Origin of the sequence: Pseudomonas sp. NY15181 (assembly GCF_048068055.1) — a bacterium.
GTDB lineage: Bacteria > Pseudomonadota > Gammaproteobacteria > Pseudomonadales > Pseudomonadaceae > Pseudomonas.
The window spans coordinates 36,080-58,558 of record NZ_JBLUPT010000004.1 but is presented as its reverse complement, the minus strand read 5'-3'; the positions used below and the strand labels follow the sequence as shown (position 1 = coordinate 58,558).

Genomic DNA, 22,479 nt, shown 5'->3' with positions numbered 1-22,479 from the left:
AGCGAGGTACAGCATGCGTCGACCCCTGGTGGCCGGTAATTGGAAAATGCACGGTACCCGCTCCAGTGTGACGGAGCTGATCAAAGGCCTGCGGCAACTGGCTCTTCCTACGGGTGTCGATGTGGCGGTGTTTCCGCCCTGTCTGTACATCAACCAGGTCAAGCATGGTCTGGAAGGTAAGGCAATTGCCGTCGGTGCGCAGAATTGCGCGGTAGAGCCGATGCAGGGCGCCTTGACGGGCGAGATCGCAGCCAGTCAGTTGGCGGATGCGAGTTGTTCCCTGGTGCTGGTGGGTCATTCCGAGCGTCGCCTGATCCTGGGTGAAAGCGATGGGGTGATCAGCCGCAAGTTTGCAGCGGTTCAATCGTGTGGCCTGGTTCCAGTGTTGTGCGTGGGTGAGACCCGCGAGCAGCGCGAGGCGGGCAAGACTTTGGAAGTCGTCGGGCGCCAGTTGGGTTCGGTGATCGAAGATTTGGGCGTTGGGGCTTTTTCCCGCGCTGTAGTGGCTTACGAGCCGGTGTGGGCGATCGGGACGGGGCTGACGGCCTCTCCGGAAGAAGCTCAGGAAGTGCATGCGGCGATTCGTGCGCAGCTCTCGGCGGAAAACGCTGAGGTGGCTCGCGGCCTTCGCCTCCTGTACGGCGGCAGCGTCAAGGCGGCCAATGCTGTCGAGCTGTTCGGAATGCCGGATATCGATGGGGGGCTCATTGGTGGCGCCTCCCTGAATGCGGATGAGTTCGGTGCGATCTGTCGCGCCGCAGGAAACTGAAGATGCTGGAAACAGTTGTAATCGTGATTCACCTGCTGATGGCGCTGGGTCTGGTTGTACTGGTCCTGCTTCAGCATGGCAAGGGTGCCGACGCTGGTGCGTCGTTTGGTGCGGGTGCTTCGGCCACCGTATTTGGTAGCCAAGGTTCTGCTACCTTCCTGAGTCGTTTTACTGGTATACTCGCTGCAGTTTTTTTCATTACCAGCTTGGGTTTAGCGTATTTTGCTAAAGAAAAAGCTGATATGATTCGTCATGCCGGGCTTCCTGATCCGGTGGTGATGGAGCAAAAGCAGGAAAAGGCTCCGGCAGCTAACGATGTGCCGGGCTCGCAAGGGCAGCAACAAGTCCCTGCGGCCGGTAACAGCGATGTTCCGGCTGCTCCTGAGCAGAAGTAAGCAGGCAAGAGTTTTTGCCGAGGTGGTGGAATTGGTAGACACGCTACCTTGAGGTGGTAGTGGCCATAGGCTGTAGGGGTTCGAGTCCCCTCCTCGGTACCATATACGAAAGGCCCGCAGTGCGGGCCTTTTCGTTCCGGAGTTTCGGTTGACCTTCCAGGGGCGCAACCGTATAATTTCGCACCAGCTTTGACGCGGGATGGAGCAGTCTGGTAGCTCGTCGGGCTCATAACCCGAAGGTCGTAGGTTCAAATCCTGCTCCCGCAACCAGTTTGGCAGAGCCCCTTTTCAGGGGCTTTTTGCTAGCTGGACAGTCCGTGCCGCCAGGGCAAGGCGGTCCTTAAGGGATGGGCGTTTCGCCCATTTTTTGTTTCTACAGCATACGCGAGGCGATCAGGTGTCGAGCAAGCTAGAACAGTTGCAGGCCTTGTTGGCCCCTGTAGTAGAAGCGCTCGGCTATGAGTGCTGGGGCCTGGAGTTCATTTCCCAAGGTCGCCATTCCCTGCTCCGGGTCTATATCGATCGTCCGGAAGGCATTCTGATCGATGACTGCGAGATCGTCAGTCGTCAGGTCAGCGGCATCCTGGATGTGGAGGACCCGATCAGTGGCGAGTACACCTTGGAGGTGTCGTCACCCGGCATGGATCGGCCTCTCTTTACGCTTGACCAGTTCGCCCGCTATGTCGGGGAGCAGGTAAAGATCAAGCTGCGCACGCCCTTCGAACGGCGGCGTAATTTCCAGGGCATTCTCCGTGGTGTTGAGGAGCAGGATGTGGTGGTTCTGGTGGACGACCATGAATACCTGCTGCCGGTCGACTCGATCGACAAGGCCAATATCATTCCCCGATTTGAGTGAGCCGCCAGAGCGCGGATTCCAATGGATTGAAAGGCGAGGCGTACGATGAGCAAAGAAGTACTGCTGGTTGTTGAGTCGGTATCCAACGAGAAGGGTGTACCGCCTGGCGTGATTTTCGAAGCGCTGGAATTGGCTCTGGCAACTGCGACCAAAAAGCGTTTCGAGGACGAGGTTGACCTGCGCGTGGAGATCAACCGCGCCAACGGCAACTACGAGACCTTCCGCCGCTGGACCATCGTCGAGGACGAGGATTACTCCAATCCGGCGTCGGAACTGACCGTCGAGGACGTGCAGGAAGAGCACCCCGGCATGAAGGCCGGCGAAGTCATCGAAGAGAAAATCGAGTCCATCGAGTTCGGTCGTATCGCCGCCCAGACCGCCAAGCAGGTCATCGTGCAGAAGGTCCGCGAGGCCGAGCGCGCCCAGGTGGTCGACGCCTACCGCGAGAAGGTCAACGAGATCATCTCCGGCACCGTCAAGAAGGTCACCCGCGACAACGTGATCGTCGACCTGGGCAACAACGCCGAAGCGCTGCTGGCCCGCGACCAGATCATCCCGCGTGAAACCTTCCGCGTCGGCACCCGTGTGCGTGCCCTGCTCAAGGAAATCCGCAGCGAGAACCGTGGTCCGCAGCTGGTCCTGTCGCGTACCGCGCCGGAAATGCTGATCGAACTGTTCCGCATCGAAGTACCGGAAATCGCCGAACAGCTGATCGACGTGATGGCTGCCGCCCGCGACCCGGGCTCGCGCGCCAAGATCGCCGTTCGCTCCAAGGACAAACGTATCGACCCGCAGGGCGCCTGCATCGGTATGCGTGGTTCCCGCGTCCAGGCCGTCTCCGGCGAACTGGGCGGCGAGCGTGTGGACATCGTCCTCTGGGACGACAACCCCGCGCAGTTCGTGATCAATGCCATGGCCCCGGCCGAAGTGGCGGCGATCATCGTCGACGAAGATACCCACACCATGGATATCGCCGTCGCCGAGGACAACCTGGCACAGGCCATCGGCCGCAGTGGCCAGAACGTCCGTCTGGCCAGCCAACTCACCGGCTGGACCCTGAACGTGATGACCGAGGCCGATATCCAGGCCAAACAGCAGGCTGAAACTGGCGACATCCTGCAGCGCTTCGTCGACGAGCTGGATGTCGATGAAGAACTCGCCCAGGTTCTGGTGGAAGAAGGTTTCACCACCCTGGAAGAGATTGCCTACGTACCGATGGAAGAGATGCTCAGCATCGACGGCTTCGACGAAGACATCGTCAACGAGCTGCGCTCGCGTGCCAAGGACCGCCTGCTGACCAAAGCCATCGCCACTGAAGAGAAACTCGCCGACGCACAACCTGCCGAAGACCTGCTCAGCCTCGATGGCATGACCAAAGAGCTGGCCGTGGACCTGGCGCTGCGTGGCGTAACCACCCGTGAAGATCTTGCCGAGCAATCTATTGACGATCTGCTCGACATCGACGGCATGGACGAAGAGCGTGCCGGCAAGTTGATCATGGCCGCCCGGGCCCATTGGTTCGAGTAAGCATTCGCGGCCTGAGGAGAGAAGTGCATGACGCAAGTCACGGTGAAAGAACTGGCCAAGACGGTCGATACGCCGGTAGAGCGCCTGCTGCAGCAGATGCGCGAAGCGGGTCTGCCCCATAACAACGCCGAGCAGGTGGTGACCGACAGCGAGAAACAGGCGCTGCTGGCCCACCTGAAAGGCAGCCATGGTGAGCGCGCGGAAGAGCCGCGCAAGATCACTCTGCAACGCAAGACCACCTCGACCATCAAGGTCGCTGGCAGCAAGACCGTCAGCGTTGAGGTCCGCAAGAAGAAAACCTACGTCAAGCGTAGCCCTGACGAGCTTGAGGCCGAGCGCCAGCGCGAGCTGGAAGAGCAGCGTGCAGCTGAAGAGGCTGTTCGTCTGAAGGCTGAGGAAGAGGCCCGTCAGCGCGCCGCCGAAGAGGACGCTCGCCGTCAGGCTGAGGCTGCCCGTCAGGCTGCTGCGGCCCCGCAGGCTGCCGCTTCTGCCCAGCCGGCCGCTGCAGAGGCGCCGCGCGCTGCTGCGCCGGCGTCAGCTCCGGCTGCCACCGCAGCCCCGGCTCCCGCTGCAGATGACCGCAAGAAGGAAGAGCCGCGTCGCGCGCCCAAGCGCGATGAGGAAGACGAGCGCCGCGATCGCAAGCATGCCCAGCATCGCCCGTCGATCAAGGAAAAGGAAAAGACCAGTGCTCCGCGCGTCGTGCGCAGCGGCGTCGACGACGACGACAGTTTCGGTCGTCGTGGCGGCGGTCGTGGCAAAGGCAAGCTGAAGAAGCGTAACCAGCACGGGTTCCAGAGCCCGACAGGACCGATTGTGCGTGAAGTGAGTATCGGCGAGACCATCACCGTGGGCGAACTCGCCCAGCAGATGTCGGTGAAGGGTGCCGAGGTCGTCAAGTTCATGTTCAAGATGGGTACCCCGGTAACCATCAACCAGGTACTCGACCAGGAAACCGCCCAGCTGATCGCCGAAGAACTCGGCCACAAGGTCAAGCTGGTCAGCGAGAACGCCCTGGAAGAGCAACTGGCCGAGTCGCTCCGGTTCGAAGGTGAAGCCCTTTCCCGTGCGCCGGTAGTGACCGTTATGGGCCACGTCGACCACGGCAAGACCTCGCTGCTCGACTATATCCGTCGTGCCAAGGTGGCAGCTGGCGAAGCCGGCGGCATCACCCAGCACATCGGCGCCTACCACGTGGAAACCGACCGCGGCATGGTCACCTTCCTCGATACCCCCGGCCACGCCGCGTTCACCGCGATGCGTGCCCGTGGCGCCCAGGCGACCGACATCGTCATCCTGGTGGTGGCGGCTGACGACGGCGTGATGCCGCAGACCCAGGAAGCGGTTCAGCACGCGAAAGCGGCTGGCGTGCCGATCGTGGTCGCGGTGAACAAGATCGACAAGCCGGACGCCAACCCGGACAACATCAAGAACGGCCTGGCCGCTCTGGACGTGATCCCGGAAGAGTGGGGCGGCGATGCTCCCTTCGTCCACGTATCCGCCAAGATGGGTACCGGCGTCGACGAGCTGCTCGAAGCCGTACTGCTGCAGGCTGAAGTACTGGAACTCAAAGCCACTCCGTCGGCCCCGGGCCGTGGCGTGGTGGTCGAGTCCCGCCTGGACAAGGGCCGTGGCCCGGTGGCCACCGTGCTGGTTCAGGATGGCACCCTGCGTCAGGGCGACATGGTCCTGGTCGGCGTCAACTACGGCCGCGTCCGTGCGATGCTCGACGAGAACGGCAAGCCGATCAAGGAAGCCGGTCCGTCCATTCCGGTCGAGATCCTCGGCCTGGATGGCACCCCGGATGCCGGTGACGAGATGACCGTGGTCGCCGACGAGAAGAAGGCCCGCGAAGTCGCTCTGTTCCGTCAGGGCAAGTTCCGCGAAGTGAAACTGGCTCGTGCCCACGCCGGCAAGCTGGAAAACATCTTCGAGAACATGGGCCAGGAAGAGAAGAAGACCCTCAACATCGTCCTCAAGTCCGATGTCCGTGGTTCCCTGGAAGCCCTGCAGGGCTCGCTCAGCGGCCTGGGCAACGACGAAGTGCAGGTTCGCGTGGTCGGTGGCGGCGTCGGTGGTATTACCGAGTCCGATGCCAACCTGGCGCTGGCCTCCAACGCGGTGCTGTTCGGCTTCAACGTCCGTGCCGACGCTGGTGCGCGCAAGATCGTCGAGACCGAAGGCCTCGACATGCGTTACTACAACGTGATCTACGACATCATCGAAGACGTCAAGAAAGCCCTGACCGGCATGCTCGGCAGCGATGTTCGCGAGAACATCCTGGGCATCGCCGAAGTGCGTGACGTGTTCCGTTCGCCGAAGTTCGGCGCGGTCGCCGGCTGCATGGTCACCGAGGGTCTGGTGCACCGCAACCGTCCGATCCGTGTACTGCGCGACGACGTGGTGATCTTCGAAGGCGAACTGGAATCCCTGCGTCGCTTCAAGGATGACGTCTCTGAAGTCCGTGCCGGCATGGAATGCGGTATCGGCGTGAAGAGCTACAACGACGTCCGCGTCGGCGACAAGATCGAAGTGTTCGAGAAGGTCGAAGTCGCTCGTACTCTGTAAGGGGATTCGAGCGTGAACGCAGCGCCCGGGCCAGCTAACCAGCTGCCCCGGGCGTTTGCCGCTTTTAGACCCGGAGCCTCGCGGCTCGGGTAAGCAGGTTAGGAAAATGGCCAAAGAGTACAGCCGTACCCAGCGTATCGGCGACCAGATGCAGCGCGAACTGGCGCTGCTGATCCAGCGTGAAATCAAGGACCCCCGTCTGGGCCTGGTGACCATCACCGGCGTCGAGGTGGCGCGTGATCTGTCCCATGCCAAGGTGTTCGTCACCGTGATGGGGCAGGACGACAACGCCGCGGTGGTGAAGCAGAACACCGACATCCTCAACGATGCCGCAGGCTTCCTGCGCATGCAGTTGGGCAAGGCGATGAAGCTGCGCACCGTGCCGCAGCTGCACTTCAGCTATGACGCCAGCATTCGTCGCGGCGCAGAGCTGTCGGCGCTGATCGAGCGGGCGGTGGCGGAAGATCGTCGCCACGGCGGCGACTCCGAGGAGTAAGGCGTGGCCCAGGTGAAACGTATTCGCCGTGCGGTCAACGGCGTGCTGGTGCTCGACAAGCCGCGCGGCATGAGTTCCAACCAGGCCCTGCAGAAGGTGCGCTGGCTGCTCAACGCCGAGAAGGCCGGCCACACCGGCAGCCTCGATCCCCTGGCCACTGGCGTGCTGCCGCTGTGCTTCGGCGAGGCGACCAAGTTCTCCCAGTACCTGCTGGACGCCGACAAGGCCTACGAGACCGTTGCCCAAATGGGCGTCACCACCACCACCGGCGATGCCGAGGGTGAGGTGCTCGAGCAGCGCGAGGTGACCGTCGGTCGGGAAGCCATAGAGGCCGTGCTGCCACGCTTTCGTGGCGACATAGAGCAGGTGCCGCCGATGTATTCGGCACTGAAGAAGGATGGCCAGCCGCTGTACAAGCTGGCGCGTGCAGGAGAGGTAGTGGAGCGCGAGGCGCGTTCTGTTACTATTGCGCGCTTGGATTTGCTTGCCTTCGAGTCGCCTTGTGCGACGCTGGCCGTTTCCTGCAGCAAGGGCACCTATGTTCGCACCCTGGTCGAAGACATCGGCCGCGAACTTGGGTGTGGTGCTCACGTCGCCGCCCTGCGTCGGACCCTGGCCGGGCCGTTCCAGCTGAGCCAGTCGGTGACGCTGGAGGAACTCGAGAAAGTCCATGCCGAGGGCGGCAACGAAGCCCTCGACCGCTTCCTGTTGCCGGTGGACGCCGGCCTGGAGCACTGGCCGCTGTTGCAGCTTTCCGAGCACAGCGCCTACTACTGGCTGCATGGGCAGCCGGTGCGCGCTCCCGAGATGCCGAAGTTCGGCATGCTGCGGGTGCAGGATCATGAAGGTCGTTTCATCGGTATCGGTGAAGTGACCGAAGACGGGCGCCTGGCGCCGCGTCGACTGATTCGGTCGTAAGGCCGGAACTCGAGGGTGGCTGTCAGCAGGCACGGTCACTCCTCTTATATGAACACAGGGATAAGTCCCTGGCCTGTTACCTCAGAGGAAGCCCCATCATGGCACTGAGCGTCCAAGAAAAAGCCCAGATCGTTAACGAGTACAAGCAAGCTGAAGGCGACACCGGTTCCCCGGAAGTGCAGGTTGCACTGCTGTCCGCCAACATCAACAAGCTGCAGGACCACTTCAAGGCCAACGGCAAAGACCACCACTCCCGTCGTGGCCTGATCCGTATGGTTAACCAGCGTCGTAAGCTGCTGGACTACCTGAAGAGCAAGGACACCTCTCGTTACAGCGCCCTGATCGGTCGCCTGGGCCTGCGTCGCTAAGACGGCAAGCCTGAAGTGGGAAGCTGGGAGTCCGGAGTCGATGGGCGGTGTATACCGCTCATCGGCTCTGGCTCCCGGCTTTCTCGCTTTTATAGGGAATGAATTCGGGTCCGACTCCCGGCATTTCCACGATTTCCCCCAAGGCAACTAAAGAGAAGGTAGAGAAACCGTGAACCCGGTAATCAAGAAATTCCAGTTCGGTCAGTCGACCGTAACCCTCGAGACTGGCCGCATTGCCCGCCAGGCCACTGGTGCAGTCCTGGTCACCATGGACGACGTCACTGTGCTCTGCACCGTCGTCGGCGCCAAGCAGGCCGACCCGAGCAAGGGCTTCTTCCCGCTCTCCGTGCACTACCAGGAGAAGACCTACGCAGCCGGCCGCATCCCCGGTGGCTTCTTCAAGCGTGAAGGCCGTCCTTCCGAGAAGGAAACCCTGACCTCGCGCCTGATCGACCGTCCGATCCGCCCGCTGTTCCCCGAAGGTTTCATGAACGAAGTGCAGGTCGTCTGCACCGTCGTTTCCACCAACAAGAAGTCCGATCCGGATATCGCTGCCATGATCGGCACCTCCGCCGCCCTGGCGATCTCCGGCATTCCGTTCGCCGGCCCGATCGGTGCTGCCCGCGTTGGCTTCCACCCGGAAATCGGCTACATCCTCAACCCGACCTACGAGCAGCAGCAGAGCTCCAGCCTCGATATGGTCGTGGCCGGTACCTCCGACGCCGTACTGATGGTTGAATCCGAAGCCGACGAGCTGACCGAAGATCAGATGCTGGGCGCCGTTCTGTATGCCCACGAAGAATTCCAGGCGGTCATCCGTGCCGTTGCCGAACTGGCAACCGAAGCCGGCAAGCCGAGCTGGAACTGGACCGCCCCGGTGGAGAACACCGCCCTGGTCAACACCATCAAGGCCGAGTTCGGTGCTGCCATCTCCGAGGCTTACACCGTGACCGTCAAGCAGGACCGTTACGCAGCCCTGGACGCCCTGCGCGAGCAGATCGTCGCCAAGTTCGCCGGCGAAGGCGAAGGCCAGTTCTCCGCGGGTGAAGTCAAAGAAGTCTTCGGCCTTCTGGAATACCGCACCGTTCGCGAGAACATCGTCAACGGCAAACCGCGTATCGACGGCCGTGACACCCGCACCGTTCGCCCGCTGAAGATCGAAGTCGGCGTACTGGGCAAGACCCACGGCTCGGCGCTGTTCACCCGTGGCGAAACCCAGGCTCTGGTCGTTGCCACCCTCGGCACCGCCCGTGACGCCCAGCTGCTCGACACCCTGGAAGGCGAGCGCAAAGACCCCTTCATGCTGCACTACAACTTCCCGCCGTTCTCGGTAGGCGAGTGTGGCCGCATGGGCAGCGCGGGCCGTCGTGAAATCGGCCACGGTCGTCTGGCACGCCGCAGCGTTGCTGCCATGCTGCCGACCCAGGACGAGTTCCCCTACACCATCCGCGTCGTGTCCGAGATCACCGAATCCAACGGTTCCAGCTCCATGGCTTCCGTTTGCGGTGCTTCCCTGGCCCTGATGGACGCCGGTGTGCCGGTCAAGGCGCCGGTTGCTGGTATCGCCATGGGTCTGGTGAAGGAAGGTGACAAGTTCGCCATCCTGACCGACATCCTGGGTGACGAAGACCACCTGGGCGACATGGACTTCAAGGTCGCCGGTACCGACAAGGGCGTTACCGCCCTGCAGATGGACATCAAGATCAACGGCATCACCGAAGAGATCATGGAGATCGCCCTGGGCCAGGCCCTGGAAGCTCGCCTGAACATCCTCGGCCAGATGAACCAGATCATCGCCGCTCCGCGCGCCGAGCTGTCGGAAAACGCTCCGACCATGATCCAGATGAAGATCGACACCGACAAGATCCGCGACGTCATCGGCAAGGGCGGCGCCACCATTCGCAGCATCTGCGAAGAGACCAAGGCCTCGATCGACATCGAGGACGATGGCAGCGTGAAGATCTACGGCGAAACCAAGGAAGCTGCCGAGGCCGCCAAGCAGCGCGTCCTGGGCATCACCGCGGAAGCCGAGATCGGCAAGATCTACGTCGGCAAGGTCGAGCGCATCGTGGACTTCGGTGCCTTCGTCAACATCCTGCCGGGCAAGGATGGTCTGGTGCACATCTCGCAGATCAGCGACAAGCGCATCGACAAGGTCACCGACGTTCTGCAGGAAGGCCAGGAAGTCAAAGTCCTGGTGCTGGATGTGGACAACCGTGGCCGCATCAAGCTGTCCATCAAGGACGTAGCCGCCGCTGAAGCCTCTGGCGTCTAAGCGAGCTGCGAAATGAAAGAGGGCCCTTGCGGGCCCTCTTTTTTTGCCTTGAAATTGTGCTTTTCCCCGATCTCGTTCCAAGGATGCCCCGAGATGGACAAGCGGTATTGCCACTATCACAGCGCCCAGCCTGCCACCTGGCAGTGCCAGCCGTGCGAGCGACATTACGGGGATTGCTGCGTACCGCTGAACTCCGATGCCCCGGAGTATGCGCCGGCCTGTCCACTCTGCCGGGGCGCGCTGCGCTATCTCGGCGCCGCCAACACCGCCCAGCCGTTCTGGGAGCGTCTGCCGCGCTTCTTCGCCTACGGCCTGCAAAGCGGCCCTCTGGCATTCGCCGCGCTGCTGGCGTTGGCCTGCGTGTTCATGCCCGGCGTCCTGCTGCTCTGGCTGTTGCTGTTCGCGGTGGCGACCAAGTACCTGCACAGCGTGATCGAGGCCGCCAGCTTCGGCAGCCAGGAGGCTCCGAGCTTGGTCGAGGCGTTCCGCCTGGATAGCCTGCGGACATTCTTCCAGCAGTTGTCGGTGTTCGTCATCGTGCTGGTGCTGCTCTGGCTGGCCGCAGACTTCCACAGCGAGGCGATCTACTGGGGCGTAAACGTCGCGATCATGCTGGCATTGCCGGCGAGCATCATCCGCCTGTCGCTGGACAAGAGTCTCGGCGCTGCGCTGAGCCCGGCGGAGATCGGCCAGGTCATGAGCGCCATGGGCTGGCGCTACCTGATCCTCTGCGTGTTCCTGTTCATCCTCTGGCAGTCGCCCAGCTATGTCGGCTGGTTCCTGTCCCAGGGCCTGCCCCGGGTGGTGATGGTGCCGGTGGTGGCCCTGCTCAGCGGCTACTTCGGCGTGGTGATGTGCGCCATGATGGGGTATGCGGTGTTCCAGTATCAGGGCGAACTGGGGTATGTCGCTGCCGGTGACGAGGCCCCGGCGGGTTTCGCCGCGCCGGAGTGGCGTCGTCGCAAGGCGCTCGCCGAGGCCGAGATACGGGTCAAGGAAGGGCAGAGCGGTGCCGCCCTGGAGATACTTGTGGAGGCGCTGCGCGAAGGGGCGCAGGACCTCAAGCTGAATGAGCGTTATCACCAGTTGCTGTTCTCGGTGAATGCCCGCAGCGAGTGCCTGAAGCATCTGCCCCATTACCTGCCGCTGGCGGTTCGTCTCAATACGCCCTTGGCGGTGACGGCCTTCCTCAATGCTCGCCAACTGCAGGCGGACTACCTGCCGGATGATCCCCTGGTGTGCGAGCGCATCGCCGAGGCGCTGCTCGAGCGGCACAAGGCGCGGGAGGCACTGAGCCTGCTGCGCAACCTGCACAAGCGTTTCCCGGATTACCCGGGAGTGCCCCGGGCCTATCTGCTGGCGGCAAGGGGCTTTTCCGAGGAGCTTGGGCAGGTCGAGCCAGCGCGGCAGTTGCTGGCGTTTATTCGCCAGCGCTACCCGGCCTTCGAGCAAATGAGCGAGGTCGTGCAATTGGAGGCTGTTCTGGCAAATCTTGGCAGGAGCGCCTGAGTGCTGCCATGCAAGTTGCATGGCCCCCTTGGGGCGACTGTGCAATCTGCATAACGCTTGTTTGGGTAACTACCTGATTTATTGGTGCTTTCATGGCATGCAAGGCTGGCACAGGCCTTGCGACACTCCTTATGTAACTGCCGCCAGCAGTCTTCACCCACAAGGAGAGACCGCCATGAAACATCGCTTCAGCAAACTGGCCCTTGCCGCCGCCACCGCAACCGCCCTGAGCTTCTCGTTTGCCAACTCGGTGTTCGCCCAGCCGACGACGCTGGCTGCGAACGATACGGTTCAGAAGACCGAACAGGCGGTTTCCGACACCTGGATCACCAGCAAGGTGAAATCCATGCTGATCGCCAACAAGGACATCGGCGCCACCACCATCAAGGTCGAAACCAATCAGGGTGTGGTTTCCCTTTCCGGTAACGTCAAGACTGACACCGAGCGACAGCTGGCCATCAAGACTGCCCAGGACATCAAGGGCGTGAAGGCCGTTTCCGCTGACGGACTGAAGTCGGTCGATTAGGTGTGCCGGCCGGTGCCGGGCACCGGCCGAGTGACCGCTCATGGCCCCGCCGGGCTCGCCCTGGCGGGGCTTTTTCGCTCAGGGCGTACGGGGTGTCAGGTGCTGCTGGTAGATGAGGATCTGCCGGGTCGGGTCGGCGTCCGGGAAGTGCTGGTGAAGGAAGCGCGTCATCTCGGCGATGGTCCGGGCGTCCTGTCTTGGATTCAGGCGCTTGGCCAACTGCAGAGTCAACTGCGGCAGCTGTTCAGGGCGTTGTCCGGATGCTGCCAGCCTGCGCCAGCAGACCAGCGCGCGCGCCGGTTCGTCGAGCTGCAGCAGTTTGCGCAGCAGGTGCAACTGGATGGCCGGATGGCTCAACAGATGCGTGCCGCTGGCGCCGCTCTCGTCGGCCAGCCGGCGAACGAGAGCGGCGGCCTCCGGGCTGTGGGGCAGGGCGAACAGTTGCTTGAGCACGGGGCTCATCAAGGCACGGTCCTGGCGTGCTTTGGCGACTCCATACAGGCGCTCGATCAGGGGAAGACGACCTGGGTGAAGTTCTAACAGTTCGTTCCCGCGGACTGCGGCCTGGTCGAGCGCGAAGCGGCCGATCTGTTCGTCAAGGCTGTTCAGGGCGCGCTTGAAGGGGGCGTCGGGGTCTTCCTTGGCGAGATAGGCGTGATCGACTTTCAAACCGCCCAGCTGACGGGGCAGCCAGACGGCGATGAACCCTGACACCAGGCCGCCGATGTGCGCGTAGTAATTGACATGATCCGCTGCGCGCAGAAGGCCGAAGAGTTCCTTGCCCAGCCACAGCGGCAATATCCACAGGGCCGGGGCGCTGAAGTAGCCGAGCAGGGGCCCCAGCCAGTAGAAGAAGCGGATGCGCCGCAGGCCGTAGACGCCGATGTACATGCCCATCAGCCCGGAGATCGCGCCGGAGGCGCCGACGCCGGGTACCCAGGCGGGGTCCAGCGCCCACCAGAGCAGCCCCGAGCAGAGCCCGGAGAACAGGTACAGGCCCAGGTACATCCAGCGGCCCAGGGCGATCTCCAGGGCGAAGCCGAAGATGAACAGGAACACCATGTTGCCGGCCAGGTGCCAGAAGTCGCCGTGGAGGAACATCGAGCCGAACAGGCCTTCGACGGTGAAGCGCGCCGGTACGAAGCCGAAGCGCAGGCTGCTCAGGCGATCCCTTGCACTTTCCGCCTTGGCGCGGGCGGCCTGCCAGGCGGCGTCCTGGCCATAGGCCGGCAGGCTGCGCAGGTCATGGCCGAATTCCAGGTCGCTGAGGATGAGCCAGGCCAGTTGCTGGCGGGGCAGGGCTTCCACCGTCCGGCGTTGATCCGCCGCGATCCGTTCGCGGCGCTCCAGGGCGGTGCTGAACAGCGGTCGCTCGCGGCTCAGCAGGTCCTGCTCGAGATAGACCCGGACCGCCTGCTCGCGCCGCTCGCCATCGCCGCTCTGGTAGCCGAAGAAGATCAGGACATTGAGCAGGATCAGCAGCAGTGTGACGACTGGGGGCTTCTTCCAGTCCAGCGGGTGTTCAGCGGGTACGATGACCATGGGCGACCGATCCTTGGCGCAAAGATGCCGCAGGCTAGCACTGGCTAGGCGCGGATGTCAGTTGCCGCTGCGTTTGCTCTGGATGGTCGTCAGGCGGTTGCCCTCGAAGCGCACGAAATAAACCATGCCGTTCCAGGGGCCGTAGATCCACTCTTCCACCGCGACTTCGTTGCGCTGCCCCCAGTCACCGACCACTTCCTTGTAACCGAGGAACGAGCGGTCGACAGGGGGGCCGCAGCGATCGAGCACCTCGCTGGTGAGGTTGCCGGTGCTGATCAGCTTGCTGTTGCAACGCAGGCTGGCGGCTTCGGACTGCACGGCGAGCAGCAGGAGCACCAGCAGCACCGGGCGTAGGCTAATGCGTAGGGTCAATTGCGCTTGAACTCGATGGTTTTGAGCCGGTTGGCTTCGAAGGTGAGGATGTAGGTCGTGCCGTTGCGCGGGCCGTAGACCCACTCTTCAATGCGGTACTCGCGATTGTCGTAACTGCCGAGGGAATAACCGACCTCATCGCGATGATCGGGCGTGCCGCACTTCTGTTCGACTTCCCAGGCGCGGTCGCCCGCGTTGACCAGGGTACTGCCGCACCGCATGCTCTCGGCCTGCGCGGTGGCCGCGCAGAGCAGCAGCGTGCAGGCCACAAGGGCTTTCATGGTACGACTCCTCATTCACTGTCCAGGTGGAGCTGGGTAGCCACGTTGCCACCATTCTCCGCCTCGCCGAGGCTGACGTCGATCAGATAGACGCGATCATCACCAAGGCCGCCCTTGGACACCAGATAGTCCTTGATCTGGGTGGCGCGATCCTGGCCGAGCTTGCGCAGCAGCAGTTGGCTGTCGCTCCAGGAGGCCAGTACGGCCTGCTCCATCTTCACCGTGCGGTCGGCCTGACTCAGGTCCTTCCATTCATCCGGCGGCTGCTTCTTCAGGCGAGTGCGATAGATGCCTTCCAACAGGGCCGGCTGCAGGTCTTCCGGTACTTCCAGCTTGCTGGCATCGCTGGGCACCTTGTCGCCCCGGCGTTGCAGCATGCTGTAGTAGTTCTTGCGGTATTCCTCCTGCAGACGCTTCCGCGCCAGCGGTGGGCCGTCGCTGCTGGCCGCGCTGACGCCTTCGACCTCCAGCTTCAGCGCTGGGCGCTGCTTGAGCGCGTCGACCAGTTTGTCCAGATTGGCCTGTGCATCCGGCTCCAGTTCGCTGGAGCCCGGGGCGAATGTCACGCTGCCCAGGTCGGGCCCTTCGCCCCCGGCGAGGCCGGCGATGAACTTGAAGGGGGCCTGGACCGCACGAATAACCAGGTTGCGCAGGGTTTGCCAGACGATGGGCATGACGCTGAACTGCGGGTTGTTCAGGTCGCCTTCCACCGGCAGCTGGATATCGATGTTGCCGTTGGCGTCCTTGAGCAGGGCCACCGCCAGTTTCACCGGCAGGTCCACCGCGTCGGGGCTGTCGACCTTCTCGCCCAGTTGCAGGTGTTCCACCAGTACCTTGTTCTCGGCTTTGAGCTTGCCCTGGGTGATCTGGTAGTGCAGATCCAGGTTCAGCCGTCCCTTGCGGATGCGGTAGCCGGCGAACTTGCCCGAGTAGGGGGTCAGGGTGGTCAGCTCGACACGCTTGAAGCTGGTGGCGATGTCCAGCTTCTCCAGCGGCGAGAAGGGGTTCAGGCTGCCCTTGATGGTGACCGGCGCGTACTTGTCGACCTTGCCCTTGATGTCCACCGAGGCGGGCTGCGGATTGCGGTTGTCGAGGGTGCCGATCTCACCGCTCAACTGCTGGATGGCAGTGGCGAAGTCCGGGCGCAGGGTCAGGTCGGCGAAGTTGGCTGAACCGTTGTTCACCTTCACGCCACCGATGTGGATGCCCATCGGCTTGCCACCAGCCGCGCCCGCGCTGCCGGATTTACCGGCTGAGGCGGACGGGGCCGAGGCGGGCTGCGGGATGATCAGCTCGCTGACGTTGGTGGTGCGGTCTTCGTTGATGATGAAGCGGGCATAGGGCTCTTCGAGGGAGACGCTCTGAATCGCCAGGCTGTCGCCGTGGCGGTAGGCCAGGCCGTCCAGCGTGAGCTTGGTCCATTTGACGAAGTCGCGGTTCTTGATGGTGTCCAGGGTGTGCAGTTGGGTGACCTGGGCACTGCCGTCGACGCCGAAGGCGAGTGGTTCGGTGCTCTTCAGGTCGACATTGAGGTCGCTGGCGAGGAAGCCACTGCGCAATTCCAGGCGAATGAACGGATCGATATAGGCCTGGGCGACGCGCAGGTCGATGTCGCGGGTGGCGACTTTCAGCTTGGCATTGACCGGGCTGAGGTTGACCTGGCCGCTGGCCTCGATCTGCCCGTGCTGGCCCAGACCGGTTTTGAGCCTGAGCTGCAGGGGGGAGGTGAGCTGGCTATCGAGGTTCTGCAGGTCCAGATCCAGCGGGCCGATTTCCAGTGCAACTGGCTTGGCTGGCGCGCGGTCGGCCAGGTGGGCCTTGTAGCCACGCAATTGGGTATCGCGCAGCACCACGTGCCAGGCCTTCTCCGGTTCGGCAGCAGGAGCCGGCTTGGTAGGAGCGGCAGGCGTTGGCGCGGGCGCCTGCGCCGTTTGTGCGGCAGGCGGCGTGGTCTTTTCGGGCGCCTGGGCTGAGTTCTTTTCAGGCTTTTCTGCGCTGGGTGTAGCCGCCTTGGCAGTTGCGGGCTGCTCGGGGCTCTGAGGTGGCGGCGCTGTTTCGGTCTGGGGAGCAGGCTCTTGCGGGCGCTTGTAGGGGTGGAAGTCGGCGAAGAGTTTTTGCCAATCCAGTTGCCCGTCCTTTTCCCGTGCGGCCCAGGCTTCCAGCCCCTGGCTGCGGATCTGGCCCACCATGACCTCGCGCTTGGCCAGGTCCAGGCTGGTCTCGCCGACGTCCAGGCTGGCCAGTTTGGCCAGCGGCTTGCCGTCGGGCGATTTCAGGCTGAGTTCGCGCACGTTCAGCGCAGTCTTGCCGAGCAGCAGCTGGGTGCCCTTGGAGAGGTCCAGGTGATAGTCGGAGGAGACGCCGAGGATGCCGCTGTCCAGGTTCAGTGGCGCGTTGTCACGTACATAGGGCCACCAAGCCTTGAGGGGGACACCCTGAAGCGACAGGGTGCCCTTGGAGGTCAGCGGTACCAGGCTCAGGTCGCCTTGCCAGTCGACCTTGCCGCCGTGGGGCCCTATGGCTGCGAGGGTCATCTTGGCGCCATCTTCAGGCAGCGTACTGAGGTTGCTCAGCTCGAAGCCCATCGGGTCGAAGAGGAACTCCACCGGCTCGCTCGGGCGGCGATCCAGGAAGTGCAGGCTGCCCTTGGCCAGGCGGATACGGTCGATCCGCAGCGGGAAAGGTTTGCTGGGCTCCGCCTGCGGCGGAGTCGGCTGACTGGGTGGCAGCTTGAACAGCTGGGTCAGGTTCAGCGTGCCATTCTCGGCGAACAGCAGTTCCGTGTGCGGCGCATCCAGCTCGACGTCGGCGAGATGCATGTGGCGCTTCCACAGGCTGTCGACTTCGAGGTTGGCGTACAGGCGTTCGAAGCGCACCTGCTCTTCGCCGTCCTTGCCCAGATGCAGTCCCCACAGGGTCAGCTCGAGGCTGAACGGGTTGAGTTCGATGCGCTCAAGGCGCGCCGGAACGTTCGCATACTGGGCAAGCTGCTGATTGACCACGCGCAGGGCGACCCCGGGAAGGATCAGGAAGCCCAGCAGGCAGTAGAAGAGGAACAGCAGTAACAGTGCGCCGATTGCGCGTATCAATCCTTTGGGCATGGCGGGTGTCGTTTCCGTCGTGACGTGCCGTTGAAGTATGGCACGGCTGAGCGTTTGCGATCACACGAATGCCCTACCGGGCGTTGTTCGCGCGCGAATCAGTCATTGAGGCGATGGGTGCGGGCGAACTCCACCAGGTCCACCACGCTTTCCAGGTTGAGCTTTTCCAGGATGCGGGTCTTGTAGGTGCTGACGGTCTTCTGGCTGAGGAACAGCTCCTCGGCGATGTCCTTGTTGCTCATGCCGCGCACCAGGCTGCGCAATACGACCAGCTCGCGTGGTGTGAGGCTGGCGACGGGGTCGGTATGGCTGGCGATGTTGAGCGACTTTTCCGGGAAGCAGCGGTAGCCGGAGACCAGCATGCGCGCTGCGTTGAGAATGGCGCTGGTGTCGTTGTTCTTGCTGACGAAACCGTGCGCTCCCGCAGCTTCCACCTTGCTCGAATACAGCCGCTCGTCCTGGGAGCTGAGCACCAGCAGGCGGATGTTCTCGTCGAAGATGTGAATGCGCGCGAGCAGATCGAGCCCATCCATGCCCGGCAGGTTGAGGTCGAGAATTACAAGGTCCGGGCGTTCCTTGCGCACTGCGTCGAGGCCACCATGACCGTCGGCGGCTTCGCGAACGACTTCGAACTGCGAGTCCTGCCCGAGTAACGAGCGGATCGCCAAACGCATCGCTGGGTGATCTTCGATCAGCACGACACGCTTCTTCATATGTCACTCCCTGAGTGTGGCCATTTCTGCGAATTGAGCATGAAGATAGCCCAAATGTTCAGCGTCCCACGGAAAAATCCTAGGCATACAACAAAAAGCTTGCTCGGAATCAACTATCGATACCCCGCCTCGGCGCGCGGGAGCAGAGACTTGCTGTGCAATAGGAACTCTGCCCATGAATATCCGGAAATCAGCGCAGCGGGGGCAGTCCCATGCGCCGGCGGGCGCGGTGCAACGAGCCATTGCGTACCGCCCAGCGCAGCAGCGGCACGCTGCGTTTTACGCTGGAGCGGATCAGCTGGCGTTGCAGGTTGCCCAGGCTCAGGTTGAGTTGGTCGGCAGCCCACTCCGGCAACAGGTCGACGCCGGCGCGCATCATCAGGACACCGAAAGGCTTGGCCAGGAAGCTGGGCGCGGGCGCGTTGAACAGGACCTGCACGACTTCCCGGGTGCGCTCGTCATAGCGCAACTGCGGGCGCACGCTTTGCAGGTAGTCGGTCACCTGTTGGCGTGAGCGGGGTACGTTGCGTGCGCCCAGGCGCTCGGCCACCAGAGCGATCTCGTCGTAATAGCGATCCTGTTCTGCCGATGACAGGTCTGGATTCAGATAGCGCAGGTGAGAGGCGAGGAAGCTGCTGACTTCGGCCACGTGTACCCAGGTGAGCAGGTCAGGATCGTTGGCCGAATAGTGGGTGCCGTCGGGGAGCGTGCCATGGACGTTGTCGTGGATGCGACGTACGCGTTCGATGAGTCTGTCCGCGTCCGCCCGTGAACCATAAGTGGTGGTGGAGATGAACTGTCCGGTGCGGCGCAGGCGGCCGAGCATGTCGGTGCGGAAGTTGGAATGATCCCAGACGCCACCCAGTGCGCCGGGATGCAGCATCTGCAGGAGCAAGGCGGTGATGCCGCCAATCAGCATCGAGCTGAAGTCGCCGTGGACTTTCCAGCAGATCGAGTCCGGACCGAACAGGCCCGGATCGCCCTTGGGCGATTCGAAGTCGACCCCGCCCAGGGCGAGGCCAGTCAGGCTGAGCACCTGGCTTTCGATATGACGGCGAACGGTTTCCATTGCGCTGAACAGGCCTCGGGGCAAGGACGTCAGGTCTGTGAATCAAACCTAACACCTTGCGCCCGAGGCCTGAAGTCGGATCAACGATTCAGGCGGTTGTCGATCAGGCCTTGCACCACGCTCGGGTCGGCCAGCGTGGAGGTGTCGCCGAGGTTTTCCAGTTCGTTGCAGGCGATCTTGCGCAGGATGCGGCGCATGATCTTGCCCGAGCGGGTCTTCGGCAGGCCCGGTGCCCACTGGATCATCTCCGGCTTGGCGAAGCTGCCGATTTCCTTGCTCACCAGCGACAGCAACTCCTGCTTGAGCGCGTCGCTGGGCTGGATGCCATTCATCGGCGTGACGAAGGCGTAGATGCCCTGGCCCTTGAGGTCATGGGGATAGCCGACCACCGCCGCCTCGGCCACCGAGTCGTGCAGCACCAGTGCGCTTTCCACCTCGGCGGTGCCGATGCGGTGGCCGGAGACGTTGATCACGTCGTCCACGCGGCCGGTGATCCAGTAGTAGCCGTCCTCGTCGCGGCGCGCGCCGTCGCCGGTGAAGTAGTAGCCGGGGTAGGGCTTGAAGTAGGTATCGATCATCCGCTGGTGGTCGCCATAGACGCTGCGGATCTGGCTCGGCCAGCTGGCTTTGATGGCCAGCACGCCGGAGCCGGGACCGTCGATTTCCTTGCCCTGTTCATCCAGCAGAACCGGCTGCACGCCGAAGAACGGACGGGTCGCCGAGCCGGGCTTGAGCGCCGTGGCGCCGGGCAGCGGGGTGATCAGGATGCAGCCGGTCTCGGTTTGCCACCAGGTGTCGACGATCGGGCAACGGGTTTCGCCGACCACGTGGTAGTACCACTCCCAGGCTTCCGGGTTGATCGGCTCGCCCACCGAGCCGAGCAGGCGCAGGCTGCTGCGCGAGGTCTTCCTGACCGGCGCCTCGCCTTCGCGCATCAGGGCGCGGATGGCGGTGGGGGCGGTGTAGAAGATGTTCACCTGGTGCTTGTCGATCACCTGCCAGAAACGCGAGGCGTCCGGGTAGTTGGGCACGCCCTCGAACATCAGGGTGGTGGCGCCGTTGGCCAGCGGGCCGTAGACGATGTAGCTGTGGCCGGTGACCCAGCCGACGTCTGCGGTGCACCAGTAGATGTCGCCGTCGTGGTAGTCGAACACGTACTTGTGGGTCATCGCCGCGCCCAACAGGTAGCCGCCGGTGGTGTGCAGCACGCCCTTGGGTTTGCCGGTGGAGCCGGAGGTGTAGAGGATGAACAGCGGGTCCTCCGCGTCCATCGGTTCCGGCGCGCAGTCTTCGCTGGCGCCGCGCAGGGCCTCGTGGTACCAGATGTCGCGGCCTTCGACCCACGGAATTTCACCCTGGGTGCGCTCGACCACCACCACGCTGGAGACGTTCGGGCAGTCCTTCAGGGCCTTTTCCACGTTCTGCTTGAGCGGGATGTACTTGCCGCCGCGTACGCCTTCGTCGGCGGTGATCACGACACGGCAGTCGGCATCGAGGATGCGGTCGCGCAGGGCATCGGGGGAGAAACCGCCGAACACCACCGAGTGGATTGCGCCAATCCGCGCGCAGGCCAGCATCGCGTAGGCGGCCTCGGGAATCATCGGCATGTAGATGCACACCCGGTCGCCTTTCTCCACGCCACGGCTCTTGAGCACGTTGGCCAGGCGGCAGACATGACTGTGCAGCTTGCGATAGGTGATCTGCGCGGACTCAGCCGGGTTGTCGCCTTCCCATATGATCGCGACCTGTTCGCCACGGGGCTCCAGGTGGCGGTCGATGCAGTTGTAGGTGACGTTGAGCTGGCCACCCTTGAACCAACTGGCCTGGCCACGGGCGAGGTCGCCGTGGTGGACCGAGGTCCAGGGCTTGAACCAGTCGAGGAAGGCCTTGGCCTGCTCGCCCCAGAAGGCTTCCGGATGGTCCACCGACTGTCGATACAGGCGCTGGTAGGCGTCGTTGTCGAGGTAGGCACGCTGGCGTACGGCCTCCGGGACGGGGTGAAGGCTGATCTCGTACATGGGGAATCCTTGTTGTTGTGTTAGGCGAGATGCCCACAAGGGTGCATCCAAGGCCTGGCGGGTTCAAGGGTTGTCCATGCTGTTTCGACGCGCCTGCCGGGCAGATCGTTCAGGCGAACGGTATTCGAGCTGGGCGGCGACCAGTCGCCGGGTCGGCTCGCCATAGCGGCTGGCGATGGCGGAGAGAGCCTCCTCCAGGCCGAGGATGGCGCTGCCGGACGACTGCGGCAGTTCCGGCTGGCCTGCCGCCTCGTCAGGGAGGAACAGCAGGCCGCCAGTGCTGGTGACCGGGTGCTGGGCCTTCGCTTTCACCTTGGTGCGGAAGGTGCGCGCCCAGGCATCCACGTTCAGTGCCAGGCTGATTTCGTCGAAGCCCGGTTGCAGCACCACGGTGAAGGTGTCGTGGCGCCAGAACGCGAGGTAGTTGCCAGCGGCGGTCAGGTAGCCGCTGGCGCCCAGGGTGAAATGCTGGCTGTCGTGCCGTGGCGACCACTCCGGCACCCCCAGATCCTGCGCCAGTTCCGTGGCCCTCGCTGTTCCAGCGATGGCTTCCACCAGCGCCAGGGAGGCGGGCAGGGCGGCGGTGACGCCGGCGGTCGTCATGAGATTACCGTCGACCACGTAGCGGCGGTTCTCCAGCCAGATCGCATCGGGAAAGTCGGCCTGGCGCTGGCCGCGCGAATACCAGTGCCCGGTGGCGCGCCGATCGTGCAGCAGACCGGCGTGGCCCAGCACCAGCACGCCATCGCAGACGCCGATCACAATCGCGCCCTTCGTTGCCTGCTCGCGGATGAAGCCGACAAGGGCGGGGTCTTCGCTGTCGTGCACGGCGGGCACTACTACGTAGTCTGCGCCTTGGGGATACCGTCGCCTGAAGTCCTCGAGGGTGGCCTGCGGCTGCATTTTCAGCGCCGGGGCCAGTTGAACCGGGCCGGGTTCGGTCGCCAGCGCCTGGACCTCCGCCACAGCGGAGCGGCGCAGCACGCCGAGCGGTATCACATAGTCGACCAGTTCGGTCATGCGGTTCTGGGCTACCACGGCGATCACCGGCCGCTCTCGGCCGAAGCGCGGTTGATACGGCGGCAGCGAGGCTTCGCCAGCTTCTGCCAGGGCCGTGATGATCAACAGGACGATGAGCACGAAAGGGTGGGTGCGCATGGCGATCTCCAGGTCGGG

Annotated in this window: 19 protein-coding genes and 2 tRNA genes; 13 read left to right on the top strand and 8 right to left on the bottom strand. The window is 63.4% G+C overall.

From position 1 onward, the window contains the following. Positions 1-13: 13 nt before the first annotated feature. The 13 genes from tpiA to ACNFBT_RS11980 all read left to right on the top strand — a co-directional run bounded on the left by tpiA (position 14) and on the right by ACNFBT_RS11980 (position 12,207). Positions 14-769, top strand: coding sequence for a triose-phosphate isomerase (tpiA, locus tag ACNFBT_RS12040; RefSeq protein ID WP_416749555.1), 756 nt, complete (start codon positions 14-16; stop codon positions 767-769). Between the two features lie 2 nt (positions 770-771). Next, positions 772-1,164, top strand: a complete 393-nt coding sequence (gene secG, locus ACNFBT_RS12035; RefSeq protein ID WP_416749553.1) for a preprotein translocase subunit SecG — start codon at positions 772-774, stop codon at positions 1,162-1,164. A 16-nt stretch (positions 1,165-1,180) separates the two neighbouring features. Further along, positions 1,181-1,266 (top strand) — tRNA-Leu (locus tag ACNFBT_RS12030). A gap of 91 nt (positions 1,267-1,357) precedes the next feature. After that, positions 1,358-1,434: transfer RNA gene (locus ACNFBT_RS12025), tRNA-Met, on the top strand. A 127-nt stretch (positions 1,435-1,561) separates the two neighbouring features. Then, on the top strand, positions 1,562-2,020 hold the full coding sequence (rimP, locus tag ACNFBT_RS12020) for a ribosome maturation factor RimP (RefSeq protein ID WP_207882729.1): 459 nt from the start codon (positions 1,562-1,564) through the stop codon (positions 2,018-2,020). A 45-nt stretch (positions 2,021-2,065) separates the two neighbouring features. Next, positions 2,066-3,547, top strand: coding sequence for a transcription termination factor NusA (gene nusA, locus ACNFBT_RS12015; RefSeq protein ID WP_015478930.1), 1,482 nt, complete (start codon positions 2,066-2,068; stop codon positions 3,545-3,547). Between the two features lie 27 nt (positions 3,548-3,574). After that, positions 3,575-6,115 (top strand): translation initiation factor IF-2, encoded by a 2,541-nt coding sequence (infB, locus tag ACNFBT_RS12010; RefSeq protein ID WP_416749550.1) that lies wholly within the window; start codon positions 3,575-3,577, stop codon positions 6,113-6,115. A 106-nt stretch (positions 6,116-6,221) separates the two neighbouring features. Next, positions 6,222-6,611, top strand: coding sequence for a 30S ribosome-binding factor RbfA (gene rbfA, locus ACNFBT_RS12005; protein WP_416749548.1), 390 nt, complete (start codon positions 6,222-6,224; stop codon positions 6,609-6,611). A 3-nt stretch (positions 6,612-6,614) separates the two neighbouring features. Continuing rightward, positions 6,615-7,529, top strand: a complete 915-nt coding sequence (gene truB, locus ACNFBT_RS12000) for a tRNA pseudouridine(55) synthase TruB (RefSeq protein ID WP_416749546.1) — start codon at positions 6,615-6,617, stop codon at positions 7,527-7,529. 98 nt (positions 7,530-7,627) lie between these two features. Further along, entirely contained in the window at positions 7,628-7,897 is a 270-nt protein-coding gene (rpsO, locus tag ACNFBT_RS11995) for a 30S ribosomal protein S15 (protein WP_017518939.1), read from the top strand. Positions 7,898-8,066: 169 nt separating this feature from the next. Then, positions 8,067-10,172, top strand: a complete 2,106-nt coding sequence (gene pnp, locus ACNFBT_RS11990) for a polyribonucleotide nucleotidyltransferase (RefSeq protein ID WP_416749543.1) — start codon at positions 8,067-8,069, stop codon at positions 10,170-10,172. Between the two features lie 93 nt (positions 10,173-10,265). After that, complete coding sequence (locus ACNFBT_RS11985; protein WP_416749541.1) at positions 10,266-11,681, top strand: hypothetical protein; 1,416 nt, start codon at positions 10,266-10,268, stop codon at positions 11,679-11,681. Between the two features lie 175 nt (positions 11,682-11,856). Further along, positions 11,857-12,207, top strand: coding sequence for a BON domain-containing protein (locus ACNFBT_RS11980; RefSeq protein ID WP_416749539.1), 351 nt, complete (start codon positions 11,857-11,859; stop codon positions 12,205-12,207). A 78-nt stretch (positions 12,208-12,285) separates the two neighbouring features. Here ACNFBT_RS11980 and ACNFBT_RS11975 read toward each other — a convergent pair whose 3' ends face one another. From ACNFBT_RS11975 to ACNFBT_RS11940, 8 genes are all read right to left on the bottom strand, one after another. Beyond that, entirely contained in the window at positions 12,286-13,749 is a 1,464-nt protein-coding gene (locus ACNFBT_RS11975) for a rhomboid family intramembrane serine protease (RefSeq protein ID WP_416749537.1), read from the bottom strand. Positions 13,750-13,806: 57 nt separating this feature from the next. Further along, positions 13,807-14,121, bottom strand: a complete 315-nt coding sequence (locus ACNFBT_RS11970) for a DUF2845 domain-containing protein (protein ID WP_416749535.1) — start codon at positions 14,119-14,121, stop codon at positions 13,807-13,809. Further along, a complete protein-coding gene (locus ACNFBT_RS11965; protein ID WP_416749533.1) occupies positions 14,118-14,402 on the bottom strand; it encodes a DUF2845 domain-containing protein in 285 nt (94 codons plus the stop codon). The genes ACNFBT_RS11970 and ACNFBT_RS11965 overlap by 4 nt, the downstream gene beginning before the upstream one ends. 11 nt (positions 14,403-14,413) lie before the next feature. Then, entirely contained in the window at positions 14,414-17,503 is a 3,090-nt protein-coding gene (locus tag ACNFBT_RS11960; protein ID WP_416749531.1) for a DUF748 domain-containing protein, read from the bottom strand. Positions 17,504-17,601: 98 nt separating this feature from the next. Next, a complete protein-coding gene (locus ACNFBT_RS11955; RefSeq protein WP_207882757.1) occupies positions 17,602-18,216 on the bottom strand; it encodes a response regulator transcription factor in 615 nt (204 codons plus the stop codon). Between the two features lie 190 nt (positions 18,217-18,406). Further along, positions 18,407-19,285 carry an oxygenase MpaB family protein gene (locus ACNFBT_RS11950; RefSeq protein ID WP_416749529.1) on the bottom strand — a complete coding sequence of 293 codons (879 nt, stop codon included), beginning with the start codon at positions 19,283-19,285 and terminating at the stop codon, positions 18,407-18,409. A gap of 80 nt (positions 19,286-19,365) precedes the next feature. Beyond that, positions 19,366-21,303 carry an acetate--CoA ligase gene (gene acs / locus ACNFBT_RS11945; RefSeq protein WP_416749527.1) on the bottom strand — a complete coding sequence of 646 codons (1,938 nt, stop codon included), beginning with the start codon at positions 21,301-21,303 and terminating at the stop codon, positions 19,366-19,368. 63 nt (positions 21,304-21,366) lie between these two features. After that, positions 21,367-22,461: a DJ-1/PfpI family protein gene (locus tag ACNFBT_RS11940; RefSeq protein WP_416749525.1), complete on the bottom strand. Its 1,095-nt coding sequence runs from the start codon at positions 22,459-22,461 to the stop codon at positions 21,367-21,369. Positions 22,462-22,479: the final 18 nt, after the last annotated feature.